Source organism: Nonomuraea cavernae (assembly GCF_014646355.1).
GTDB classification, from domain to species: Bacteria; Actinomycetota; Actinomycetes; order Streptosporangiales; family Streptosporangiaceae; genus Nonomuraea; species Nonomuraea cavernae.
Genome location: NZ_BMNH01000005.1, coordinates 276,628 through 300,322, shown reverse-complemented (window position 1 = coordinate 300,322; position 23,695 = coordinate 276,628). Strand labels below are relative to the sequence as shown.

At 71.1% G+C, this 23,695-nt stretch carries 23 protein-coding genes; 10 read left to right on the top strand and 13 right to left on the bottom strand.

Features of this window, described 5'->3' with window-relative positions:
* Positions 1–554 precede the first annotated feature (554 nt).
* Positions 555–1,199: a ferritin-like fold-containing protein gene (locus IEY82_RS12615; RefSeq protein ID WP_189124243.1), complete on the bottom strand. Its 645-nt coding sequence runs from the start codon at positions 1,197–1,199 to the stop codon at positions 555–557.
* 349 nt (positions 1,200–1,548) lie between these two features.
* Here IEY82_RS12615 and IEY82_RS12610 point away from each other — a divergent pair, with 349 nt between their 5' ends.
* The 3 genes from IEY82_RS12610 to IEY82_RS12600 all read left to right on the top strand — a co-directional run bounded on the left by IEY82_RS12610 (position 1,549) and on the right by IEY82_RS12600 (position 5,404).
* Positions 1,549–3,384: a DEAD/DEAH box helicase gene (locus IEY82_RS12610; RefSeq protein ID WP_225263008.1), complete on the top strand. Its 1,836-nt coding sequence runs from the start codon at positions 1,549–1,551 to the stop codon at positions 3,382–3,384.
* A 204-nt stretch (positions 3,385–3,588) separates the two neighbouring features.
* Complete coding sequence (locus IEY82_RS12605) at positions 3,589–4,479, top strand: alpha/beta fold hydrolase (RefSeq protein WP_189124242.1); 891 nt, start codon at positions 3,589–3,591, stop codon at positions 4,477–4,479.
* Between the two features lie 13 nt (positions 4,480–4,492).
* Complete coding sequence (locus tag IEY82_RS12600; RefSeq protein WP_189124241.1) at positions 4,493–5,404, top strand: oxygenase MpaB family protein; 912 nt, start codon at positions 4,493–4,495, stop codon at positions 5,402–5,404.
* Positions 5,405–5,479: 75 nt separating this feature from the next.
* Here IEY82_RS12600 and IEY82_RS12595 read toward each other — a convergent pair whose 3' ends face one another.
* From IEY82_RS12595 to IEY82_RS12585, 3 genes are all read right to left on the bottom strand, one after another.
* Positions 5,480–6,391, bottom strand: coding sequence for a RecB family exonuclease (locus IEY82_RS12595; RefSeq protein WP_308015973.1), 912 nt, complete (start codon positions 6,389–6,391; stop codon positions 5,480–5,482).
* On the bottom strand, positions 6,392–7,102 hold the full coding sequence (locus tag IEY82_RS12590; protein WP_189124240.1) for an MBL fold metallo-hydrolase: 711 nt from the start codon (positions 7,100–7,102) through the stop codon (positions 6,392–6,394).
* Positions 7,103–7,164: 62 nt separating this feature from the next.
* Positions 7,165–7,791 (bottom strand): DUF6758 family protein, encoded by a 627-nt coding sequence (locus IEY82_RS12585; RefSeq protein WP_189124239.1) that lies wholly within the window; start codon positions 7,789–7,791, stop codon positions 7,165–7,167.
* 74 nt (positions 7,792–7,865) lie between these two features.
* Between IEY82_RS12585 and IEY82_RS12580 the strand changes: the two genes are divergently transcribed.
* The gene (locus IEY82_RS12580) at positions 7,866–8,264 is read left to right on the top strand and encodes an NUDIX hydrolase (protein ID WP_225263010.1); all 399 of its coding nucleotides are present in this window, start codon (positions 7,866–7,868) and stop codon (positions 8,262–8,264) included.
* Between the two features lie 7 nt (positions 8,265–8,271).
* On the opposite strand, the gene IEY82_RS12575 is transcribed toward IEY82_RS12580, so the two are convergent.
* Positions 8,272–10,956 (bottom strand): hypothetical protein, encoded by a 2,685-nt coding sequence (locus IEY82_RS12575; protein WP_189124237.1) that lies wholly within the window; start codon positions 10,954–10,956, stop codon positions 8,272–8,274.
* Positions 10,957–11,760: 804 nt separating this feature from the next.
* The gene (locus IEY82_RS12570; RefSeq protein WP_189124236.1) at positions 11,761–12,756 is read right to left on the bottom strand and encodes a CPBP family intramembrane glutamic endopeptidase; all 996 of its coding nucleotides are present in this window, start codon (positions 12,754–12,756) and stop codon (positions 11,761–11,763) included.
* Positions 12,757–12,856: 100 nt separating this feature from the next.
* Here IEY82_RS12570 and IEY82_RS12565 point away from each other — a divergent pair, with 100 nt between their 5' ends.
* Both IEY82_RS12565 and IEY82_RS12560 read left to right on the top strand, forming a co-directional pair.
* The gene (locus tag IEY82_RS12565) at positions 12,857–13,591 is read left to right on the top strand and encodes a hypothetical protein (protein ID WP_189124235.1); all 735 of its coding nucleotides are present in this window, start codon (positions 12,857–12,859) and stop codon (positions 13,589–13,591) included.
* Positions 13,588–14,133 carry a DUF6529 family protein gene (locus IEY82_RS12560; RefSeq protein ID WP_189124234.1) on the top strand — a complete coding sequence of 182 codons (546 nt, stop codon included), beginning with the start codon at positions 13,588–13,590 and terminating at the stop codon, positions 14,131–14,133. The genes IEY82_RS12565 and IEY82_RS12560 overlap by 4 nt, the downstream gene beginning before the upstream one ends.
* Here IEY82_RS12560 and IEY82_RS12555 read toward each other — a convergent pair.
* Positions 14,130–15,068 carry an HpcH/HpaI aldolase/citrate lyase family protein gene (locus IEY82_RS12555; protein ID WP_189124233.1) on the bottom strand — a complete coding sequence of 313 codons (939 nt, stop codon included), beginning with the start codon at positions 15,066–15,068 and terminating at the stop codon, positions 14,130–14,132. The genes IEY82_RS12560 and IEY82_RS12555 overlap by 4 nt on opposite strands.
* Before the next feature lie 57 nt (positions 15,069–15,125).
* Between IEY82_RS12555 and IEY82_RS12550 the strand changes: the two genes are divergently transcribed.
* Positions 15,126–15,494, top strand: a complete 369-nt coding sequence (locus IEY82_RS12550) for a hypothetical protein (protein ID WP_225263012.1) — start codon at positions 15,126–15,128, stop codon at positions 15,492–15,494.
* A 68-nt stretch (positions 15,495–15,562) separates the two neighbouring features.
* Here the strand turns inward: IEY82_RS12550 and IEY82_RS12545 are convergent, their stop codons facing one another.
* Positions 15,563–16,504 carry an EamA family transporter gene (locus tag IEY82_RS12545; protein WP_189124232.1) on the bottom strand — a complete coding sequence of 314 codons (942 nt, stop codon included), beginning with the start codon at positions 16,502–16,504 and terminating at the stop codon, positions 15,563–15,565.
* Between the two features lie 94 nt (positions 16,505–16,598).
* On the opposite strand from IEY82_RS12545, the gene IEY82_RS12540 reads away from it, so the two are divergent.
* A complete protein-coding gene (locus IEY82_RS12540; protein ID WP_225263015.1) occupies positions 16,599–17,804 on the top strand; it encodes a magnesium transporter MgtE N-terminal domain-containing protein in 1,206 nt (401 codons plus the stop codon).
* Positions 17,801–18,271: a DUF1003 domain-containing protein gene (locus IEY82_RS12535; RefSeq protein ID WP_189124231.1), complete on the top strand. Its 471-nt coding sequence runs from the start codon at positions 17,801–17,803 to the stop codon at positions 18,269–18,271. The genes IEY82_RS12540 and IEY82_RS12535 overlap by 4 nt, the downstream gene beginning before the upstream one ends.
* Here the strand turns inward: IEY82_RS12535 and IEY82_RS12530 are convergent.
* On the bottom strand, positions 18,255–18,725 hold the full coding sequence (locus IEY82_RS12530; RefSeq protein WP_225263017.1) for a MarR family winged helix-turn-helix transcriptional regulator: 471 nt from the start codon (positions 18,723–18,725) through the stop codon (positions 18,255–18,257). The genes IEY82_RS12535 and IEY82_RS12530 overlap by 17 nt on opposite strands.
* Before the next feature lie 158 nt (positions 18,726–18,883).
* Here IEY82_RS12530 and IEY82_RS12525 point away from each other — a divergent pair, with 158 nt between their 5' ends.
* Positions 18,884–20,020 carry an Mrp/NBP35 family ATP-binding protein gene (locus IEY82_RS12525; protein ID WP_189124230.1) on the top strand — a complete coding sequence of 379 codons (1,137 nt, stop codon included), beginning with the start codon at positions 18,884–18,886 and terminating at the stop codon, positions 20,018–20,020.
* Between the two features lie 57 nt (positions 20,021–20,077).
* Here IEY82_RS12525 and IEY82_RS12520 read toward each other — a convergent pair whose 3' ends face one another.
* The 4 genes from IEY82_RS12520 to sigE form a co-directional block, all read right to left on the bottom strand.
* Entirely contained in the window at positions 20,078–20,443 is a 366-nt protein-coding gene (locus IEY82_RS12520; RefSeq protein WP_189124229.1) for a sec-independent translocase, read from the bottom strand.
* 152 nt (positions 20,444–20,595) lie between these two features.
* Positions 20,596–22,206 carry a S1C family serine protease gene (locus IEY82_RS12515; protein ID WP_189124228.1) on the bottom strand — a complete coding sequence of 537 codons (1,611 nt, stop codon included), beginning with the start codon at positions 22,204–22,206 and terminating at the stop codon, positions 20,596–20,598.
* A gap of 183 nt (positions 22,207–22,389) precedes the next feature.
* The gene (locus IEY82_RS12510; protein WP_189124227.1) at positions 22,390–22,920 is read right to left on the bottom strand and encodes an anti-sigma factor family protein; all 531 of its coding nucleotides are present in this window, start codon (positions 22,918–22,920) and stop codon (positions 22,390–22,392) included.
* A gap of 1 nt (position 22,921) precedes the next feature.
* On the bottom strand, positions 22,922–23,563 hold the full coding sequence (gene sigE / locus IEY82_RS12505; RefSeq protein WP_189124226.1) for an RNA polymerase sigma factor SigE: 642 nt from the start codon (positions 23,561–23,563) through the stop codon (positions 22,922–22,924).
* Between the last annotated feature and the right edge of the window lie 132 nt (positions 23,564–23,695).

Sequence of the window (23,695 nt, the reverse complement as noted above, 5' to 3'; positions counted from 1 at the left end):
TGGCATGGCCACCCGCTATGACAAGCTCGCCGTCCGCTACGAGGCCACACTCACCATCGCCGCCATCAACCAGTGGCTCCGCGCCTTATGAAACACGGCCTAAGGCCCTCCAGCCGCCGACTGCGGCGACACCCTCTAGAGCCTTCCAGGCTGCCGACTGCGGCGGCACCCTCTAGAGCCTTCCAGGCTGCCGACTGCGGCGGCACCCTCCAAGGCCCCTCCAGCCCGTCGGCTGCGGCCTGCCAGGCTTCTGCCGGCCCCGGCGTCATCCGAGCGGCGGGGAGCGGCTTGCCGGCCGCTCCCCGAGGCCGGTCAGGCGCGCTCGCCGGATCTTCCGAGAGCGCATCCGGGCGGACGCCGGTGCCTGTGGAGGTCGTGACGCCGTGGCTCACTCGTGGGGCAGCTCGCGCTCCCCCTCCTCAGCACGGCGCGCGTGGTCCAGTGATTCGGCCCACATCTCGTCAACGAACCGTCATAGCGGCGCGAGGCCCTCATGTCTGGCACGCTACCGCCGTTCACGCGCTCGCGCCGCTCGATGGGCGACCGCACGATGGTCAGAGGCCGAGGGCGGCCATCCGCTTGTTGTGCTCCTCGGTCAGCCTGGCGAACATCCGCGAGATCTCCGCCTGGTCGTCGCTCTCGGCCTCGGCCAGCATCCGGGCCAGCTCGGGCCGGGCCGCGGCGACCCGCTGCCCCTGGCTGAGCGCCTCTCCCACGAGCCGCCTGGCCCACAGGGCGAGCCGGCCGGCGGCCACCGGGTCGGCCGCCAGCCCGGCCCGCACCCGTTCGACCGCGAACTCCGAGCGCCCCTCGTCGGCCAGCACCTCGTCGACCAGCTTCGCGATCGACGGGTCGAGCAGCCTGGCCGCCTCCCGGTAGAAGTCGAACGCGATGCCCTCGCCCACGTACGCCTTGACCAGCGCCTGCAGCCAGTCGGCCGGAGCGGTCTGGGCGTGCCAGGCGTCCAGGGCCTCGACGAACGGCGACATCGCCGCCTCGGGATCGGCCCCGAGCTCGACCAGCCGGCCGTGCAGCAGCCGGAAGTGTCCGTATTCGGCCACGGCCAGCTCGCTCAACGCGGTCCGGTCGGCCAGCGAGGGGGCCAGCGAAGCCGCGTCCTCCGTCATGCGCGCATAGGCACTGAGCTCGGCATACGCCAGCACACCGAGCAGATCGACGACTCCAGGAGACTCCTTCATGGAAGGCAGCGTACTTCCCGGAATCTTCGGGAACATCCGTTAGCTCGGCCAGCGTTGTGGTATCGAGTACACTGATCTGTGAAAGTGCGACCGCACTGTGTTATTTCGGGGATTTCCCCCGATAACCCCCGCTCCCCGGGCTGCGGTCGCTGATGACGCGAGAGGGCTGGCTCTACCGCGAGGACCCAGGCACGGGGTTTGTTTTTCCGCCCGTTGGTCCCGGCAGGCCCGCCTTCATTTGAGACTGAGGCAGGCCACGCTGACGACTTTCCGAGACCTCGGAGTCACACCAGAAATCGCCGATGCCCTCGAGACCGAGGGCATCACCACACCGTTCCCCATCCAGGAGATGGCACTCCCACTCGCCCTGGACGGTCAGGACCTGATCGGCCAAGCCCGCACCGGCACGGGCAAGACCTACGCGTTCGGCATCGCCATGCTCCAGAGCATCGGCAAGCCACGCAAGAACCGCAAGAAGCCACGCGGGCTGGTCGTCGTGCCGACCCGCGAGCTGGCCCACCAGGTGAGCGAAGACCTCGTCACCGCCGCGGGCAAGCTCGGCTCCCGCGTGCTGACCGTCTACGGCGGTCGCGCGTACGAGCCGCAGGTCGAGGCGCTCAAGGCCGGCGTCGACGTGATCGTCGGCACCCCCGGCCGGCTGCTCGACCTGGTCAAGCAGAAGCACCTCGACCTGAGCCAGATCACCTCGCTGGTGCTCGACGAGGCCGACCGCATGCTCGACCTGGGCTTCCTGCCGGACATCGAGCGCATCTTCAAGCTCATCCCCGAGCAGCGACAGACCATGCTGTTCTCGGCCACCATGCCGGGCGAGATCGTCGCGCTGTCGCGCAAATACCTCAACCGTCCCACCCATGTCCGAGCCGAGCACGGCAGCGACAGTGAGGGCGAGACCACTCCGCAGGTGCGCCAGATCGTCTGGCGTGCGCACCGGATGGACAAGATCGAGATCGTCGCCAGGCTGCTCCAGGCCGAGGGCCGCGGGCTCACCATGGTCTTCTGCGAGACCAAGCGGGCCTGCGACATGGTCTCCGAGCAGCTCGACGTCCGCGGCTTCGCGGTCGCGGCCGTCCACGGCGACCTCGGGCAGGGCCAGCGTGAGCAGGCCCTGCGCGCGTTCCGCAACGGCAAGATCGACGTGCTGGTGGCCACCGACGTGGCGGCCCGCGGCATCGACATCGACGACGTCACCCACGTGGTCAACTACGACTGCCCCGCCGACGACAAGGCCTACGTGCACCGCATCGGCCGCACCGGCCGAGCCGGCCGTACGGGCATCGCGGTCACGTTCGTCGAGTGGGAGGAGCTGACGCGGTGGAAGATGATCAACCAGATGCTCGGGCTCGACTTCGCCGAGCCTGAGGAGACCTACTCCACCTCGCCGCACGTCTACACCGAGCTCAACATCCCCGAGGGCACCAAGGGTGTCCTGCCGCACGCCAGCCGTTCACGGGCGGGTCTGTCGGCGGAGCGCATCGAGGACCTCGGCGAGACCGGCCGGACACGCACGCGCGGCGGCGGCCGTCGTCGTGAGGAACGCGAGGAGCGCCCCTCCCGCACGCCACGCCAGCGCCGTCGCACCCGCGGCGGAAAGCTAACCGAAGAGGGCACCTCGCCCGTCGAGACGCCGGAGGTCGAGCCCGTGGACAACCACTCGCGCTACGCCGACGAGACGCCCGCGATCATCTCCACCGGCGAGGTGGAGGCGGTGACCGCCGAGCCACGGCGTCGCACCCGCCGCTCCGCCGTCGCGGCCACCGCACCGGTCGCCGACGTCAGGCGCGAGCCGGCCACGATCGCCCAGCCGGTCGCGGAACGCCAGTCCGCCGTCGCGGAGCGCCAGCCGGTCGCCGAGCGGGAGCCGGTCGCCGAGCGGGAGCCCGCCGCCGAGCGGGAGCCCGCCGCCGAGCGCCGGGCGGACCGGGAGCAGGTCGTGAGCCAGGACAAGGGGCACGAGCCCAGTTTCCTGTCCACGCCGCCGCCTCCGGCCCGCAAGGAGCCGGAGCGGATCATCCCGCCCAGCCCGTTCGCGGTGATCTTCCAGTCACCCGATCTGGCGACGGACGACGACGAGATCGCCCCGTCCGCCGCCACCGAGCGCAAGCAGCAGCGCCGCCAGCCTCGTGGCGGCAACGGCGGCGGCCCTGGCCGCCGTCGCTCCGGCTGACAGCTTCACCGGGCAGCGCCGAGAGGCGTTGGACGTCACTGAGGAGGCGCGCACCGCGACGACGCGGTGCGCGCCTCGTCATGTCAGGTGGTGAACGCCCGCCTGATCTCCAGGGTGCGCAATCGTCACAACTCCCCCGAAGTCGCACCAGCGTACGGAGTTTGCCGGTGTCGAAGCGTTGACCTCTGGGTATTGTTGCCCCACGTGAGTACGCCGCGCTTCCTCAACCTGCCTCCTGGCGTCGAGCCACGGAAGATAGAGACGCCCCAGGGCACGTTCGCGGCCCTCGACGCGCTTCCGATGAGCGGGGTGGTCGAGCGCTGGACCGCCCTCCTGGTGCCCGGGCTCACCGGCAGCAAGGAAGACTTTCTCGCGATTCTGCAGACGCTGGTCCAGTCCGGCCGCCGGGTCGTCGCGATCGACCTGCGCGGCCAGTACGAGACTCCGGGCCCCGACGATCCGGCCGCCTACTCGTGCGCCGCGCTCGGCGCCGACATCGATCTGCTGGCCCAGGAGCTCGGCGACGGCGAGCCGATCCACCTGGTCGGGCACTCCTTCGGTGGGCTCGTGGCCCGCGAGGCGGTGATCGACGGCCGCACCAAGTTCGCCTCGTTCACGCTGATGAGCTCCGGCCCGGCCGCGATCGTCGGCCGGCGGGCCCGTCATGCCCGCCGCCTCATGGAGGAGATCCCGGAAAAGGGGCTCGAGTACGTCTGGCACGCCAGGTTCGAGCCGGAAGCCATGACCGCTGACGTGCCCGACGACATCCTCGCGTTCCTGCGCAAGCGCCTGCTGGCCAACTCACCCGTCGGCCTGGCGAGCATGTCCGAGCAGGTGCTGACGATGCGCGACCGGATCGACGAGCTGCGCCAGATCGAGGTGCCCACGCTGGTGCTCTACGGCGAACACGACGACGGCTGGCCCGCCGAGACGCAGTCGGAGATGGCCGCGGCCCTGGGCTCCGACTACACGGTGGTGCCCGGCGCGGCCCACTCACCGGCCGTGGAGGCTCCCGAGACGACCGCCGCGGCCCTGGTCAGGTTCTGGAACGAGGCCGAGAGCCGCTCTTTGGACAAACGGTCCAATGTAATGTAATCATCTACTTACTATGGCGAGCATCGAAGAGCTAGTCGTCCAGCCGCCGCAGAGCGCCACCTGGCAGGTCCACCTCGACCGCTCCATGTGGGTGGGCGGCGTCCGCGGCCTCATGCTGCAGGCGCTGCACCCGCTGGCCATGCGCGGGGTCTGGCAGAACTCCAACTTCCAGGACGATCCGTTCGGCCGGCTGCGCCGCACCGCCGACTTCGTGGGCAGGGTGACGTTCGGCAGCCCCCAGGAGGCCGACGAGATCGGCAGGCGGGTCCGCGACATCCACCGGCGGCTGCGCGTCACCGACCCCGACACGGGCCGGGTCCACCGCGTGGACGACCCCGAGCTGTTGCTGTGGGTGCACTGCGCGGAGGTCTCGTCCTACCTGGAGGTGGCCAGGCGCGGCGGGCTCGGTCTCACCGAGCGCCAGGCCGACCGCTACCTGCGCGAGCAGCGCGCCAGCGCCGCCTACGTCGGCCTGCACCTCGACGACGTGCCCGGCTCGTGCGCGGAGCTGGACGCCTACGTCAAGCAGGTACGGCCCAGCCTGCGCGTCACCGAGGAGGCCGCCTCGACCGTGCGGTTCCTGCTCTGGCCGCGGCTGCCCCAGGAGTTGCGGCTGCTGTCACCGGGCAAACCCGCCTACTTCCCGTTCGGCGCGCTCTGCTACTACACCCTGCCGGAGTGGGCCAGGCGGATGTACGGCGTGCTGCCCGAGGTGCCGCAGGCGACCGTGACGGCCGGGCTGAAGGCGTTCAGGCTCGGCCTCAACTCCCTGCCCGAGCACCTGCACGACCGCGCGTTCATGCCCTCCACCAGGGAGATGCTGCACGGCGCGCGGCAGCGCCTGGGCGCGGCCGGCTACGACGTGAGCAAGGGGCTCAAGGGGCTGACCGATCCGCGCCGCTGGCCGGCGGCACTGGCCGCCTGACCCGCCACTCCAAGCCGACAGCACCGACCGCCTCACCGGGTCACTCAAGCCGACAGCACCGACCGCCTGACCGGGTCACTCCGAAAGGTCGGCGAGGCCCTCCCAAGGGCGGCGTTCGGGCCCGGCGGCCAGTCCTTCGGGACAGTGGCGGCGAAAATCGCACCAGGAGCAGATGGGCCCCGGGCTGGGGGCGAACCGGGCGTCGACCTCGGGTGGCACGTCGGCCGGCTGCGTCTGCGCCCGCCGATCGGCCGGCCCGGCGGAACGCGCGGGCGCGCCCATCGCCTCGCGGTAGTGCTCGTCGGCGGTGGCGGCCTCGGTCGCGATCTCCTCGGCGCGCCGCAGGTGGCGGCCGAGCGACTCGTCGGTGTGACGCCACTCGACGACCTCGCCCGTCGGCAGGTGGTGCAGCTCGACCGCGCGGCACGGGGTGCGCATCATCCGGGACGCCGCGATCGCGTAGACGGCCAGCGCGAGCGAGGCGCGCGCGTCGTCCTGGGTGAGCGGCCGCCGGCCGGTCTTGTAGTCGACCACCACCAGCTCGTCACCCCGCCGGTCGAGCCGGTCGATGCGCCCCGAGACCGCGATGACCTGGGTGCGGGTGGCGACGGTGCGCTCCACACCCACGGGATCGTCCGAGGGATCCAGTGTGGCGACATAGCCGGAGACGAGGTCGCGGGCCCGGCCGAGCCACCGGGAGGACTGCTCGGAGTCCCTGAACCCCTCGGTGATCCACCCGTTGGTGAGCAGGATGGCCGCCGTTAACGGGGTGCGGCGTTCGTACGGCTCACGCCACCAGGCGGCCAGCGCGTTGTGCACGCTCGCGCCCACGCTGTTGTGGGCCCAGGCCGGCCCCTTCGACGGCTGCGGCCGGTCAAGGTAGGTGAACCGGTAGCGGCGGCGGCAGTCGAGCCAGGTGTTCAACCGCGACGGTGTGCAGGAGTAGAGCCGCCGCGGCATCCCTTCCAGCGGGAGCTGGTCGTACACCTAGTCGTCGCCCGGCGTGATCCTGATGCCCGCGACCCTGGTGCCGTCGGTGAGCGGCCCCTCGTCCTCGGTCTCGGTGCGGGTGAGCGAGCCGGAGACCCAGCCGTCGAAGTGGGGCTCCAGGTCGCCGACGGTGACCTCCTCGCCATGCGCGGCCAGCACCCGGGTGTCGGTGGGCAGCGTGAAGAGGCGGCCGCCGATCGAGGTGAGCTGGTCGGGCAGCGCGGGATACTCGCCGCCGATCTTGCCGGGGCCGTCGGCCTGGAGCGACTTGCCGGTGAACACGGCGCTGAGCCCCTCGCAGTAGAGCGAGACGCCGCCGGGCGTGATGCCAGGCGTCTCCATGACGTCGAGCTGCACGTCGGCCACGCCGAAGATGCCGTCGTCCTCCATGTCGATGTCGGGCCAGGTCTCCGACCAGGTCTCCCGCCAGAGCGGCTTGTCCTTGGGGTGCAGGGCGACCACCGCCTCGTCCCTGCTGGCCACCTCGATGGCCGCGCCCACATGGTCGGGCAGGCCGTGTGTGCAGATGACGGCGAGCACCTCTCGCTCACCGACCTGCTCCAGGATCTTCTCGGCGTCTCGCGCCGGGTCGATGACGATCACCTCGTCGTCGTCGCCCAGGATCCAGGTGTTGTTCTCGACCTTGTACTCGGTGCCGTCGATGTCGACGGTGCCCTCGGTCACCACTCGTTCGATACGCGCTGTCACGCCTCCGAACTCTAGCCCGTCTCCATGGCCGTGCGAATCGCGTTGCGGATGAGTCGTACCGGTTAGTCCTCGAGTTTCGGCGAGAACGCCCCGAAAGGCAGGTCGAGCTCGAGCTCGCGCAGGTCCAGCAGATCGAGCTCGCTGAGCGCGATGAGGCAGCCGGCCTCGGCGGGCCAGGCGATCGCCCACAGCCAGTTGCCCAGCGCCTCGCCCGCGTAGACGGCCCGGTCGGGCGCGCCCTCGACGCACCACAGCGGGCTGGGGTGGCCCAGGACTCCGATCTTGGCGTTCGGCGGCCCCGAGTCGAACCCCTCACCGGGATCGGGCCCGTCCACCCCCGCGAACGCCGCTCCCAGCCCGACGCCGGGCTCCTCGGCGATGATGAGCAGGTCGGCGGGGCCGGCGCTGATCGACGGCCCGCACAGCGCGACCACGGTGGCGACCGCTCCGGTGCGCTCGTCGCCCGCCTCGGAGAATCCGGTCACCAGCCAGCCGGTGGGCAACGGCCACGGCAGCCAGACGGGCACCACCGCGCTCTTGCGCAGCGCCTCCACGGCCGCCGCGGACGGCGGCCAGGGCGGCCGGTAGGGCACGACATCACCATGCGTGTCACAACGCCATGCACTCGACCAGACATTCGGCCCATGAAGCGGGCCAAAGCAACGGGGACACGTCGGAGCCGCTCTCACAGCTACCCACGGTGCTTCCTGGAATATGGACCCGTCAAGGCCACATCTCGTTGTCTCGTCGTAATCTTGACCATGTGCGGGTAAATTGTGTCGGCGCCATCGTCGTCGACGGCTCCAGCAGGCTCCTGCTCGTCCGACGCGGCCGCCCACCGGGTGAGGGCCTCTGGTCGGTGCCCGGCGGCCGGGTGGAGCCCCAGGAGACCGACCGGGCCGCCGTGGAGCGCGAGATCCTGGAGGAGACCGGCCTGCGGGTCGCGGTGGGCTCCCTCGCCGGCACGGTCGAACGTCCGGGGCCGGGCGGGGTGACGTACGAGATCCGCGACTACCACGCCACCGTGACGGGCGGCGCGCTCACCGCCGGAGACGACGCCGCGGACGCGCGCTGGTGCACGTCCGACGACCTGGCCCGGCTCCCGCTCACCGATGGTCTCGTGGGCGACCTGACGGAGTGGGGCGTGCTCCCTCTCCGGTGACCCGCCGTCAGCGGCTGGAGGTCAGGGTGGAGGTCCACAGGATCAGGTGGTCGGCGCTGTAGGTCGTGCTCCGGCCCAGGGCGACGACCTCCGAGCCCGCCACCGTGACCGCCGCCAGCCACTGCATGCCGGGGCCCGCCAGGCGGTCCTTCGTCAGGTCCGAACGGTTCCAGGTGAGGCCGTCCTGCGAGATCCAGGCCGCGCTGTCACCGTTGTCCGGGGAGCCGTGCCAGCCGACCGCGACGAGCCCCTGGTCGGCGGAGGCGAGGTCGTAGACGGCCGCCGCCCCGTCCGCGGGGAGCCAGGCCGTGCGCCAGGTGACGCCGTCGTCGTCCGAGACCGCGGAGAACACCCGCCGCGACCCACGCTCCACCGCCGACCCGATGGCGACGAGCCGGTCCTGGTACGCCGCCACCTGGCGCAGGCCCGCGCCGGTGGCGCCGGGCGGCGCGACCCGCTTGCGGGCCTTCCAGTTGACGCCGTCCTCCGACACCCACACGACGCCGTTCTCCTGGTCGCCCGAGCCGGCGCCGCCCACCGCGACGTATCCCGAGCCCGTGGCCGCCAGGTCGTGGATCCGGGCGCCGGAACCGCCCTGCGGCAGCTTTCTCGACCGGGTGAACTTCCGCAGGTCAGGGGTGAACCACAGGGCGGCCGCCGGGCCGGAGGAGTCTCTGTCCTCGCCGGCCAGCACGTAGCCCTCCGGGCCGGCGGCGACCACGCGGACGCCGAGGTGGGGATGGTCCTTCGGCAGGGCGAGGTCGCCGGACGAGGCCACCCGCTTCCAGGTGCGGCCGTCCGAGGAGGAGACCAGGAGCGGCTCGGTGACGCCGATGCCCGTCTGCGTGCTGCCCGCCGCCAGCCAGCCGCGGCGGCCGTACGCGACGTCGTCGAGGGTCTGCTGACGCGGACCGCCGAGGCTCATCGAGGTCCAGCTCTGCCAGTTGAGACTGGTCCAGATGCCCGCGTCGCCCGAGGCGGAGCCGACCGCGACGTACCTGCCGTCGTGGTGCGCCAGCCCGTTGGTCTCCCTCGCCATCCTCGACAGGCCGTCGACGCCCGCCAGCCCCACCTGGGAGACGCCGCCGCGCGCGGGGGCGGCCATCAGGACGAGCTGGTTGTCCACGTCCGCCGCCGCCCGGTCGCCGCCCGCGAACAGGGTGCCCGACTCCGTGATCGTGAAGCCGCGCAGCGTCGCCCCTGACAGGTCGCCGAGGTCGGCGCTCTTTTTCCAGGCGCGGCCGTCGGTGCTGGTCAGCACCGCGTATCGGCCGAGGTTGACCTGGTGGACCGCCGCGATGCCGCCCTGGTGGCTGATCACCGACTCGATGCCGGGGCTCTCACCGCCGAGCCCGCCGATCGAGCCGCACAGCGACCACTGCGCGCCCGTCGGCGAACAGTAGACGCGCACCTCGCCGCTGACCGTACGCTGGCGGGTCGGCACCAGCACGAACTGCTTGGCCAGCACGGCCAGCGTTCCGAGCCGCGGGGCCGCCTCGGGCAGTTGGAAGCCGGTCGCCTGCCAGGTGCGACCGCCGTCGCCCGACCGGACGACGCGCGAGCCGGCGCCATCGGCGGGCCGCGCCACCGCGATCGCCGTGTCGCCCCTGGCCACGACCGCCTTCAGCTCCCGCACGTCCAGCCCGCGTGTCTCCACCCGCTGCCAGGAGCGCCCGTCCGCCGACTGCCACGCCGCCGGGCCGGTCCCGCCGTCCTCCAGCGTCGTACGTCCCACCGCCACGAACCCGGACCGGGTCCTGGCGATGTCGGCGATCAGGTCACCGGCGCGGAACGCCGAAAGCCCGGCCTGCTCCACGGCCGTCCAGCTGAACCCGTCGGCGCTCGTCCACAGCCCGCGCTCGCCGCCCTGGCCGTCGCCGCCGCTGGCCAGCCAGAGCCCTTCGCCTCCCACCACCCGCTGGACGGTGGGCGTGGTCGCGCCCGTGACCTGGCCCAGCTGCCACGTCCTGCCGTTGTCCGGCGAGAACAGGAACAGCGGGCGCGGCGTCGGGCTCGTCGTGTCGCTGCCCACGGCCACCACGGCGCGGCCCACCGAGGTCATGTCGTTGAGCATCTGTACGGAGCCGTCGCCGGCCGACGGGACCGTGAACAGGTCGTCGCCGGACTGGCCGGTGCCCGCCTCCAGCCGCAGCCCGGCCTCCTCGGGAGTGGTCCACCGCCAGACCAGCACGCCTCCCGCGACGACCAGCGCCAGGGCCAGCACGATGGCGAACGGCGCCGCGCCGCGCCGACGCCGGCCCACGGGGCTCGCCCGTCGGACCGCCGCCGGGGCCGGGCCTCGGTGATGCCTGCCGCTGGTCCCGGAGCGGGTCGGGCCCGTGGCGACCAGCAGGTCCGGCCGCGTGGGCCGTCCGCCCGGTGGCCGCCCCACCCGCCGGACAGCCTGATCCTCGCCGTCCTGCTCCTCGCTGTGCCGGTCCTCGCCGTGCCGGTCCTCCCCGTGCTGGTCCTCCCCGTGCTGGTCCTCGCCGTGCCGGTCCTCCCCGTGCTGGTCCTCGCCGTGCCGGTCCTCCCCGGCGACGTGCTCGGGCTCAGCGGCAGGACGTACGGCCTCCTCGCCGTGCTCTCCGGCCCCGGAGCGCACGGGGTCATCGACGTCGGGGCGGGGTGCCGGATCGGGCTCCTGTCCCGCCTTTTCGGCGCCCGGCTCGAACCAGGATCGCGGCACCACGCCGGGAGGGAGGCTGATGGACTCGGGTCTCGGCCGATCGATGTACGGCCTGACGGCGTCCGGCTGACGGGCCTCGGACTGATCATCGTCGGTGTGGGCGGCGTCGGGATGCTCGGATGGGGGGTGATCCGTACGCGATGTCTCCGATGGGGGGCGGGGTGGGCCGGAGGCGACCAGTTTGTCGGGGCGGTTCACCTGGCGCCGGGGGTGGCGCCGCTGCTCGGTCTCGGGTTCGGCCGTCGGCGAGCTGTACGGCCTGCGTCCTCTCGGAGGTTCCGCGGGCTCGTCATCGTCCGGAGTGGGCGAGGAGAAGGGCGGCAGACCCCAGGGAGAGGCCAGGGGTAAGCCTCTGGCCCGGTCGTCGGTGGGCCCGGGCGGCGAGTGCCGGATCCGGGGCTCGTGAGGAGACGGCGACGCGCCCTGGCCGTGCGGCTCCGAGGCGGGTGTGCCTTCGGAACGCGGGTCGTCGTCATCCGGCAGTCGCCGTGGCGGGTCGCTGGGGCCGGAGGCCACGCGGCGCACCTCCTAGTCGCGCTTGTCGAGCGGGTCCAACCTGGTCAACCGGGCAATGACCGAGCCCTCCCGAAGGCCGCTGGGACCGTTCCAGGGGTGCTCGTTCAGTTGATGTGCCTGTTTCAGGCTCCATGCACCAACAGCATGGAATATCGGCACGTGTCTACTCGTACCCCGTCGAACAGAGATGATCACCTCCGCCATCCTCGCCACCCCACAGGATCCAGATCAGCATGCCTGAGCCGGAATGGCGAGACCTCTCTAGCGAGATTCCCGGGACCCTGGCACCGTTTATCCGGAAATAGTGCCGATCGACCGTTTTTTGGCCAGATAGAGCACCCCAACCGTGAAGACGCCCAGCTGCACCACGGTCCCCACCAGCGACTGCCACGGCACCTCCCCCTGCTGCAACGCCTCCTCCAGCCTGCCGGCGGCCGCGCTGAGCCCGAAGGCCACCATGTTGTTGACCACGTGCAGCCCGATCGCGGCCTCCAGCCCCCCGGTCCGCACCGCGAGCCACCCCATGACCACCCCGAAGCTGAACACGTCGATCAGCCCCACCCACGTGTATCCGTGCAACGACGCGAAGATCCCGGCCCCGATCAGGATCCCCCATGCCGGATTGCGCAGATGCGCCCCGAACGCCTGCAACACCCAGCCACGGAAGAGATACTCCTCGGCCGCCGCCTGGACCGGCACCAGCAGCACCATGGCGACGAGCGCGGGCAGGAAGGCGCCCCAGCCGACCCACCCGAACAAGTCGGAGGTCTCCGCTCCCGTCAGGCTGAGCGCGATCACCTGCGCCGTCTGCCCGAGCGCGAGGGCCAGCACCCCCAGCGCGGCGAAGCGCAGCACCCACGCCCATCTCAGCCGCCCGGCGACCGAGGACAGAGTCCCGGGCCGGCGCCGCTGCACCAGCGCGACCGTACCGAAGACCAGCGGCAGGACGAGCGCGATCGACAGCAGCAACACCACCAGCTCGAAGACCGGATCGCCGAAGTAGCTGCCGGGCCGCATCGGCGAGGAGACGCCCAGGAGCGTCGCGACCACCACTCCCCCGAACACCACGAACACACCGATCAGCAGGAACCCGCCGGCCAGGATGATCGTGCCGACGATCTGCCGCCACAGGCGGGTGTCAGGAGTCCGGGCGAGCTGGTCGTACCTGGCGCCGCGCGGGATCGGCAGGAACCAGGGCGTGGGCCGCGGCGCCGGCGGATAGGGATAGGCGGGCCCTTCCGGCGGCCGAGGGCCGGACGGAAACTGGGGTCCTGGGTTCTCCTGCATCTTTACATTGTGTCCACCTGATGCGCATTAGTTCACAGACGGCCCGGCCATTTGGGCGGATGCTCGGGGAGGTACACATCTCGACCCTGGGAGCAATCCAATGTCAAGGCTGGGACCTGTCATCACCCTGGCGGCCGGAGCCGTGCTCGCCGCCGGGCTCGGTGTCGCCAGCACCACCGCGACACCCGCGGCGGACCCCACCGCCGCCACCGGCACCGCGCCCGAAACCGCGCCCGAAACCGCGGGCGAGCCCGCCGAGAACCCCGCGACCAGCGGCGACGCGACGCCGCCCGCCGGGGAGCCGTCCGCGAGCGCCAAGCCCACCCCCACCGAGACGACCGCGACGAAGATCGACTACGCGGGCCGCGTCCCCGGCAACGGTGGCCTCATCGCGATCTCCATCCGCGGCGGCAAGGCCATCGGCTACTTCTGTGACGGCAGGACGGAGGCCTGGTTCAAGGGCACCGCCGGGGCCGGCAAGGTCGGCCTCGAAGGCTTCGGCGGCGCCGAGGCCGGGGCGACGCTCGGCGGCGGCAAGGCCAAGGGCTGGCTGAAGGTCGGCGGCAAGAAGTGGAGCTTCGACGCCCCGACGGTCAAGAAGCCCTCCGGCCTCTACCGCGCGACCGCGCAGGTCAGAGGTGCCAGGATCCGCGCGGGCTGGATCATGCTGGCCCGGCCGCAGGGCGGCTTCACGCAGGTGGGCACCGCCTTCGTGGACGAGAGGCAACTGGACGTGCCCGAGCTGAACAGCGAGCAGCCCACCGCCCCCGTGACCGTCGACCAGGCCACCCTCTACCCCAAGGACGTCGACGGCTTCATCCAGGAGATGCGATGACCACCACCACGCGGCAGCCCTCTCACAGCCTCACCCCGCTGGTCGTGCCGTTGCTGGCCGGCGGCCTGGTGATGATCGCGCTCGGCGTCTACGGGAGGGTGCACACGCCCACCGGGTTCGCGGTGGGCCCCGCGGGCTTCTCCGCCGCGCTCCCGATGAAGGCCTGGCTGACCACTGGCGCCTTCGTGCTGGCGTTCGTCCAGGTGGTCTCCGCCCTGTCGATGTGGGGCAGGCTCGGGATCTCCATCCCGCCCGCCGTACACCGCTGGTCGGGCCGGCTGGCCTTCCTGCTCACCATCCCCGTCGCGTTCCACTGTCTGTACGCCCTGGGCCTGCAGTACGACGTGCCCCGGGTGCTCGCGCACTCGCTGCTCGGCTGCTTCTTCTACGGGGTGCTGACCGCCAAGCTGCTCGCCCTGCCCAAGCGCGGCCTGCCGGGCTGGTCGCTGCCCGTGCTGGGCGGGCTCACGTTCACCCTGCTCGTCGGGCTCTGGCTGACCTCGTCGTTCTGGTTCTTCACCACCATCGGGCTGAAGATCTAACCCTCGGGGCTGAACGTCCTGGTGCGGGCCAGCCCGGCGGCCCGCCCCTTGGCCGCGATGACGAGCGCCATCTTGCGCGAGGCCTCGTCGATCATCTCGTCGCCCAGCATGACCGCGCCGCGCTTCTCCACCGTCGTGTAGTACTCGTACGCCTCAAGGATGAGCTCGGCGTGGTCGTAGTCCTCCTGGCCGGGTGAGAACACCTCGTTGGCCGCGTCCACCTGCAGCGGGTGGAGCACCCACTTGCCGTCGAAGCCGAGCGCCGCGGCTCGCCGGGCCACCCGCCTGAACCCGTCGACGTCCTTGATCTGCAGGTAGGGCCCGTCGACGACCTGGAGGTCGTGCATCCGGGCCGCCATGAGCAGCCGCATCAGGATGTAGTGGTAGGCGTCGCCCTCGGTGTAGCCGGGCGGCTGCTCCCCCACGACCAGGGTCCGCATGTTGACCGACGCCATGAAGTCGGCGGGGCCGAACACCAACGCCTCCATCCGGCGGGACGCCCCGGCGATGGCGTCGACGTTGACCAGGCCGCGGGCGTTCTCGATCTGCGCCTCGATGCCGATGCGACCGACCTCGAAGCCCATCGTCCGCTCGATCTGGGTGAGCAGGGTGTCGAGCCAGACGATCTCGGTGGAGTCCTGGACCTTGGGCAGGATCAGGCAGTCGAGGTGCGCGCCCGCGCCCTCCACGACCTCGATCACGTCGCGGTAGGTCCACTGCGTGGACAGGTCGTTGACCCGGACCACGCGGGTCTTGCCGGTCCAGTCGCCCTCGCGCAGCGCGGTCACGACGTTCTTGCGCGCCTCCTCCTTGGCCATCGGCGCGACGGAGTCCTCCAGGTCGAGGAAGACCTCGTCGACGGGCAGGCCCTGGGCCTTCTCCAGGAAGCGGGGGTTGCTGCCGGGCACCGCGAGCACAGAACGACGAGAGCGCATGCGCACACGTTAACGGGGACGCTCCGAAGCTCTCGGGCCGGGGTTACAGTCGTTGCTGTGAGCGACAACACCGTGGCCATCGAGGAGGGCGCCAAGAAGTCGGGCATCCTCTGGCTCACGCTCGACCGTCCGCGCCTGGCCTGGCACGCCTGGCACGACGGCGGCATCTACCTCGTCACCGGGGGTGGCGAGCAGGTCCTGCCGGGGCTCGACGCCCTCGACCGGGTGCGCGTGACGCTGCGCAGCAAGGACAACGGCGCCCGGCTGGTGGAGTTCGAGGCCGCGGTCCGGGTGGTCGACCAGGCCGCCGAGCCCGACGCCGTCGCCGCGCTGGCCAAGGAGCGCCTCAACGCTCCCGACAGCGTCCACCTGACCGACCGGTGGGCGCGGGAGTCCACGGTGCTACGCCTCACGCCCACAGCCTGAAGCGCCCGCAACCTGAGCACCCGCTCTGGGCACCCGCTCTGGGCGCCGGCTCTGGGCGGCCACGGGTCTCAGGTCACGCGCACCGGCTCGGCCACCCCCGGCGCCGGTGAGCGGCGGGCCGAGGCGGTCTGCGCCAGCAGGGCGCCCGACAGGACGATCAGGCCGCCGATGATCTGGAAGACGCCCAGCGTCTCGCCCACCAGCGCCCAGGCGACCAGCGCGCCGCCGATGACCTCCAGCGACGCCACCGTGGCCCCCACCGCCGCCGACAGCCGCCGCACCGCGTTGACGCCCAGGATGTACGCCGTCACGGTGGCGATCAGCACCATCCACAGGTACGCCCCCAGCACCGGCAGCGTGACCCCGCCCTGCGGCGCGACCGAGACGGTGAACGACTCCCACGGGATGCCCCACGGCCGGGCGAACGGGACGAGCACCACAGCCGCTCCGATCATGCCCCAGGCGATCAGACCCAGCGGGTCGATATCGTCCCCGAAGCTATCGCTCATCAGGAAATATCCGGCGCAGCACGCCCCGGCCACCAGGCCCAGCAGCAGGCCGAGCCCGTCCAGCCGGAGCCCGTCCCACGCCTCCACGACGATGCCCAGCCCCGCCACGGCCACCACGGCCCCGAGGTAGGCGGCGCGGGCCAGCCTGATCCCCCGGACGAACCGCACCCAGATGACCACCATCACCGGCGACATGTACTCCAGCAGCAGCACGATTCCCACCGGCAGCCGGGTGATCGCCACGAAGTACAGCGACTGCACTCCGGCCACGGCCACGATCGCGTACAGAGCGAAGAACGGCAGCCGGGAGCGAGGGATCCGCAGCACGGCGGGTCGCAGCACGGCGAGGACGGCGAACAACAGCAACCCGGCGCCCGCCATGCGGCACCACACGGCCTCGATCGGGGTCAGGCCGCCCTCGATGAGGTATTTTCCCATCGGCCCGGAGAAGGCGAAACAGGACGCTGAGACCAGCGCGAAGGCGAGACCGGCATTCCGCATGCCGCACCATCCAGAGTAAGTACCGTTAGCAACGTATGATCCTGACACGTAGGGCGTTCCAGGCGCAACGCCGCGCCACTGTTAGCCTGCTCACGTGAAGATCTTCGCGGCCCGCCTGGCCGGGACCTCGGTCTTCGACCCCGCGGGCGACCAGATCGGCCGCATCCGGGACGTCGTCGTCGGCCTGCGCGGCTCCCGTCCGCCAAGTGTCCACGGCATGGTCGTCGAGGTGCAGCCACGCCGCCGCGTCTTCCTGCCCATCACCCGCGTGCGCGGCATCGAGGCGGGCGCCGTGATCTTCACCGGCAAGCTCAACGTCCGCAGGTTCGAGAAGCGGACCACCGAGACGCTCGTCGTCGGCGAGATGCTCGACCTCGCCGTGACCGTCGGCGGCCAGCAGATGACCGTCTACGACGTGGCGATGGAGGAGACGAAGCCCTCGATCTGGGAGATCACCAGCGTGGCCGTCTACCGAGGCAGGCGGCGGCGCGAGGCCCGGGTCGTCGACTGGGGCGAGGTGGCCGGCTTCGACGTGCTGCAGAAGGACCAGGGCACCGCCGGGCTGATCGCCTCCTTCGAGTCCATGCGCGCCGCCGACCTGGCCAGCGCCCTGCACGAGCTGTCCGGCAAGCGGCGGCTCGAGGTCGCCCGCGCGCTCGACGACGACCGGCTCGCCGACGTGCTGGAGGAGATGCCGCCCCGCGACCAGATCGGCATCCTCAGCACGCTGGAGCCCGAGCGGGCGGCCGACGTCCTGGAGGAGATGGGCCCCGACGACGCCGCCGACCTGCTGCACGACCTGCCTCCCGAGGAGGCGGCCCGGCTGCTCGCGCTGATGGAGCCGGGCGAGGCGGCCCCCGTGCGGCGGCTGCTCACCTACCCCCAGGACACCGCCGGCGGCATGATGACCAGCGAGCCCGTGATCCTGCCCCCGACCGCCACGGTGGCCGAGGCCCTCGCGAACATCCGGCTCAAGGACCTGACGCCGGCCATCGCCGCCCAGGTCTACGTGACCCGGCCGCCCACCGAGACCCCGACCGGGGCCTACCTGGGCGTGAGCCACTTCCAGCGGCTGCTGCGCGACCCGCCCTCCACCCTTCTGGGGGCCGCGCTCGACCCCTCGATCGACCCCATCAGACCGGAGCTCAGGCTGCCCGACGTGGCCGCCTACCTGGCCAACTACAACCTCGTGGCGGCTCCGGTCGTCGACGAGCTGGGCAGGCTGGTCGGCGCGGTGACGGTCGACGACGTGCTCGACCACATGCTGCCGAAGGACTGGCGCGAAAGGCTGCACCCGTGACCAGCACCGACCGTCTCGACCAGCCCCGCGAGCTGCGCCGCACGCTGCGCCCTCACTACGACCGCGAGGCGTTCGGCCGGCTGTCCGAGGAGATCGCCCGCTTCCTCGGCACCGCCAGGTTCCTCGTCTACATGACGGTGTTCGTCGGGATCTGGGGGCTCTGGAACGTCTTCGCCCCAGAACTTCTGCGGTTCGACCCCTATCCGTTCATCTTCCTCACGCTCATGCTGTCGCTGCAGGCCTCGTACGCCGCACCGCTCATCCTGCTGGCGCAGAACCGCCAGGCCGACAGGGACCGCGTCCAGTACGAGCAGGACCGCGAGGCGGCCGAGCGCAACCAGGCGGAGATCGAGTATCTGACCCGCGAGATCGCCGGGCTGCGGATGGCCCTGAGCGAGGTGGCCACCCGCGACTATCTGCACTCCGAGGTGCAGCGGCTGCTGGAGGAGCTCAGGGAGCGCCGGTGAGGTCGAGCGCCGCCAGCTTGGCCAGCATCACGCGCACCTGCTCGATCTCGCCGGGGGCGAGCAGGTCGAGGAACTGGCTCCTGATGCCCCCCAGATAGGTGGGAGTGGCCTGGGCCAGCCGGGCGGCGCCGGTGTCGGTGAGCACGGCGTAGAGACCGCGCGCGTCGCTCGCGCACGCCTCGCGTTCCACCAGCCCGTCACGCTGCAGCCGGTCGATCAGCCTCGTCAGGCCGCTGCGGGACAGCAGCACCCTGCCCGCCAGGTCGTTCATCCGCAGCCGCCGCTCGGGCGCCTCCGCGAGCTGGAGCAGCACGTCGTAGGAGGCCAGGGCGAGGTCGTGGGCGACGAGCAGCTCCGCCTCAAGATGGCGGGTGACCCGCATCTGGGCTCGCTGCAGCATCCGCCAGACCGTCAGCTCCTCGGCGGTGAGGCTCTCGTCGTGCAGAAGAGTCACGGAGTAACCTTAGAACGTTGCACGGACACCTAAACAGTTGGGGATTAACCGTGCCGGGGCACTGGTTCATACCATGGAGGGGCATCCTCACTGGCGTGCAGCGCCTGTCCTACATAGACGACAAAGGAGGGACGGCACTCCCTCGTGCCGAGACTTCGATGGCACCAACCCAGGAACAGGTGACGGCAGCGCTCGCCACCGTCATCGACCCCGAGATCCGTCGCCCGATCACCGATCTCGGCATGGTCAAGAGCATCGACATCGCCCCCGACGGAGTCGTACGCGTCGGCGTCTACCTCACCGTCGCCGGCTGCCCGATGAAGGACACCATCCGCCGCGACGTCACCGCCTCGATCACCGCCCTCGACGGTGTCACAGGCGTCGAGATCGAGCTCGACGTCATGAGCACCGAGCAACGCAAGACCCTGCAGACCAAGCTCCGCGGCGACCGGGGGCCCGAGAAGGAGATCCCCTTCAACCAGCCGGGCTCGCTGACCCGGGTCTTCGCGGTGGCCAGCGGCAAGGGCGGCGTCGGCAAGTCGTCCGTGACGGTCAACCTGGCCGCCGCCATGGCCGCGGGCGGCCTCAAGGTCGGCATCGTCGACGCCGACATCTACGGCCACAGCATCCCGCGCATGCTGGGCGCCTCCGACCGGCCGACCAAGGTCGAGGACATGATCATGCCGCCGGTGGCGCATGACATCAAGGTCATCTCGGTCGGCATGTTCAAGCCCGAGGGCAACAGCGCGGTGGTGTGGCGCGGGCCGATGCTCGACCGGGCGCTCCACCAGTTCCTCGCCGACGTCTACTGGGGCGATCTCGACGTCCTCCTGCTCGACCTGCCTCCGGGCACCGGCGACATCGCCATCTCGGTGGCCCAGCGCCTTCCGTCGGCCGAGATCCTCGTCGTGACCACGCCGCAGATGGCCGCCGCCGAGGTGGCCGAGCGGGCGGGTTCGATCGCGGCCCAGACGCACCAGCAGATCGCCGGCGTCATCGAGAACATGGCGTGGCTGCCCTGCCCCCACTGCGACGAGCGCATCTCGGTCTTCGGCGAGGGCGGTGGCCAGACGGTCGCCGACGCGCTCACCCGCACCCTCGGCACCCGGGTGCCGCTGCTCGGTCAGGTCCCGATCGACCTGCGGCTGCGCGAGGGCGGCGACGAGGGCAAGCCGCTCGTGCTGACCGATCCCGACTCTCCCGCCGCCGCCGAGCTCCGCTCGATCGCGGCGGCTCTGAGCAAGCGCTCGTCCAGCATCAAGGGGCTGCAGCTGGGTCTGTCGCCCAACCGCTGACGCCTTTTCGCTACGGGCCCGCTCGTCCGCGAGCGGGCCCGCCGTGTTCCGCGGGCGTCAGGTCGCCTCGGAGTCGTACGGCGGGATCTCGCCGTAGCCCAACGGGTCGACCGGCTCCGCCTCCGCGACGTAGGCCGCCGTGGCGGGCTCCAGCTCCCGAGGCCGGCCGTTCCAGTCCTTCTCCACGTCGTCCAGGAGGTGCTTGCGGACGAAGGTGCGCGGATTGAGGTCGGCGGGGTCGAAGTTGGAGAGCTCCGGCGGCAGCCCGGCACGCAGGTCCTCGCGCGCGTTGTTGGCCATCCGGCGCAGGTTGCGCAGCGTCTCGCCCGCCTGTGACGCCACCTGGGGCAGCTTATCCGGACCGAAGACGAGCAGCGCGATGACGATCAGCGCTCCGATCTCCATCCAGCCGAGTCCGAACACGGTGAGCTCCTACCGCAGTGAAATAGCTCCGAGGACGACCCCGGTCAAATCCCAGACTAAGGGCTAGCCGGGACAGCTCGGGCGCCCACCCACGCTGACGATCCCAAACCTGGACAGCTCCGTCCAGGGCGGTGACGCGTCGCGCATCCGGATCAGGACGGTGTGGCGACGGGTTCGTCGTCGGCCGTCACGGTCAGAGTGGCGGTGCGCTCCTCGCCGTTGCGCAGGTACTTGACGGTGATCTGGGAGCCGGGGGCCTTGCTGCGGATCAGCGCGATGAGCTCGTTGCCGTCCTGCAGGCGGAGCCCGTCGATCTCCATCAGCACGTCGCCCTCCTTGAGGCCCGCCTTGGCCGCCGGCCCGTTGGCGTCGACCGGCTGCCGGCCGTCGACCCGGTCGGTGGTGATGCGGACGCCCTCGCCCTTGTAGTCGCGGTCCAGCACGATGCCGATCTTGGGGCGCTTGGCCTTGCCGGTGCTGACGAGCTCCTCGGCGACGCGGCGAGCCTGGTTGACCGGGATCGCGAACCCGAGGCCGATGCTGCCGCTCTGGCTGCCGAGTGAGCGGCTCAACGTGGCGATCGCGGAGTTGACCCCCACGACCTCGCCCTTGCCGTTGACCAGGGGTCCGCCCGAGTTGCCGGGGTTGATGGCGGCGTCGGTCTGGATGGCGCTGATGTAGGCGGGCTCCTCGGCGGACGTGCCGCTCTCGTCTCCGGCGATGACCGGGCGGTTGAGGGAGCTGACGATGCCCGTGGTGACCGTGCCGGACAGGCCCAGCGGCGAGCCGACCGCGATGACCGGGTCGCCGACGACCACCTGGTCGGAGTTGCCCAGGGTGATCTCGGGGGTGCCGAACGTCTCCTCCGGCTTGACCACCGCCAGGTCGGAGCCGGGGTCACGGCCCACGATGCGGGCGGTCGTGGTCTTGCGGTTGTTGAACATGATCCGGATCTCGCCGCCCTTGGCGGCCATGGCGACCACGTGGTTGTTGGTGACCACGTAGCCGTTCTTGATCAGGAAGCCGGAGCCGGTCGCGCCCTCGGTGTTGCTGCCGTTGCCGACCTCCAGCGAGACGACGCTGGGCAGCACGCGCGACGCCACGCCGGCCACCGAGTCGGGAGGCCGGTTGACGGCGCCGCTGGGAGCTGGGCCGAGGCTGTAGGACGGGTCGGTGCCGTCGCCGCTCCTGGTCAGCAGGTAGGTGCCGACGCTGCCGAGCAAGGAGGCCAGCAGGGCGATGACGACGGCCAGGACGACCATCAGACTGACGCTCGGCCCGCGCCTGGCCGTGGCCGCGCCCGGTGACCCGGGCGGCGGCGCCCACCCCTGCCCCATCCCGAGCGCGCCGCGCGGAGGCGGCGGGGGCGCCTCGCCGCCGTAGGGAGGCGGGCCGGCCGAGGTGCCGAAGAAGGGGCTCTCGTAGGCGCGCGTCGACTGCGGGCCCGACGGGTCGCCGAAGCCGCCCTGAGCGGGCTGCGGGCCGGACGGGTCACCGAGAGGCCCCTGCGCGGACTGCGGACCGGGCTGCGGGCCCGACGGCTCACCGTGGGAGGCGGTCATGTACGGCCGGTCGGGCAGGCCGAAGATCTCCGTGCCGGTGGAACGACCTGACGGATCGCTCCAGAGACCGAACGAGCTCGTCTCGGATCCCCAACCGGGCTGTTCCGGATGCTCATCAGCGGGCAGGAACTCCGGTCGCCCCTGTGAGCCGGGGAAGTCCGACGGTGTGCGTCCTTCGTTGGGGCGCGTCTCGTCGGTCATCTAACTCTCACCACTCCTTGCTCGGACACCGCAATCCTGGCGCGATCGGCATACGAGGGTCGTAAAGCAATTGTCAAGGATGCCCCCAGAAAATGGGCACACCTGACAAAACCCGAACCCAGATCGTATGCCCCCGTCACCGCCGACTACGCCAACCGAGTATCCCAGCTCACCGGGCCAAGGTCAGGGTGTGGGCATCGGCGGCGTGGTGACCTGCGGGGTCGCGGGCCGGTGCTGGTTGAAGAGCTCGACCGGCGGGCTGGGGGTGGTCTGCCCCACTCCCGAGGCGGCGAAGAACGTGCCGAGGGCGACGGCCGCCGAGACCACGCCCACGGCGACGTAGGTCGAGCGTCGTCTAGCTCCACGGCCAGGGCCGGAAGCGCCGCCGGTCGCGTCCCTGCGCGGGCGGTTGTCCAGCGGGGCGATGCTGTAGGGGCCCGGGATGGGCACCCCGCCGAACGTCCGGGTAGGGAAAGGCCGCTCCCGGGGCGGCAGCGGGCCGCCCGGCTCCGACATCCGCAACAGCGACATGGTGAGATCGGCCGGCATGACCATGTCGTCGAGCGACCGCAGGCGCGACTTCAGCGCCCGCATCGACTCGACCTCGCGCCTGCACTCCGCGCAGAAGGTCAGGTGAGCCAGGGCACGCTCGCGTTCGGTGTGATTGAGCTCACCGTCCACCAGCGCGGATACGCGTTCTCCAAGATGTGACATATCAGACTTCCTCCCCACGGGTCCCCGACGGGAATGCTGGCGGGGGGAGTTGTGAATTACGGGGTGCCCGGTGGTCGAGCGCCTCCCGCAACTGCGCCCGGCCACGGTGGATACGGCTCCGGACAGTGCCCAGCTTGACGCCGAGCGTGGCCGCGATCTCCTCGTACGACAGCCCTTCGATGTCGCACAGCACGATCGCCGCCCGGAAGTCGGGAGTGAGCGCGTCGAGAGCGGCCTGGACGTCGGGCTCGAAGTGGGCGTCGTCGAAGGCCTGGGCCGGTGACGGCTCACGGCCGCGCAACCGCTCGGCCGCGTCGTCGGCGAGCCCCTCGAACCGGATGCGCTGCTTGCGCCGCGCCATGTCGAGAAACAGGTTGGTGGTGATCCGGTGCAGCCAGCCCTCGAACGTGCCGGGCGTGTAGCTCGACAACGACCTGAAAACCCGGACGAAGACCTCTTGCGTGAGATCCTCGGCGTCATGGACATTGCCGGTGAGCCGGTACGCCAGTCGATATACGCGGGCGGAGTGAGTCCGCACCACTTCCTCCCAGGTGGGAGGCGTCCAATCAGACATGGGAGTATCGGCCTGGTGGTCACTATCGTCCACCAGCACTCCTCTCTCTGGGACCACCGCTACCGCCATAGTGCCTGGTTTTGTCCCTTCGTGCGTACTGCCTGCCTTCCGGACCGGCAAAGCCCGTTTAAACCTGCAACGCCGGAGGGCGCTCCTGAGTTCCCGTCCGGGCGTGTCTCCCCTAGGCTGCGACCGGTGACC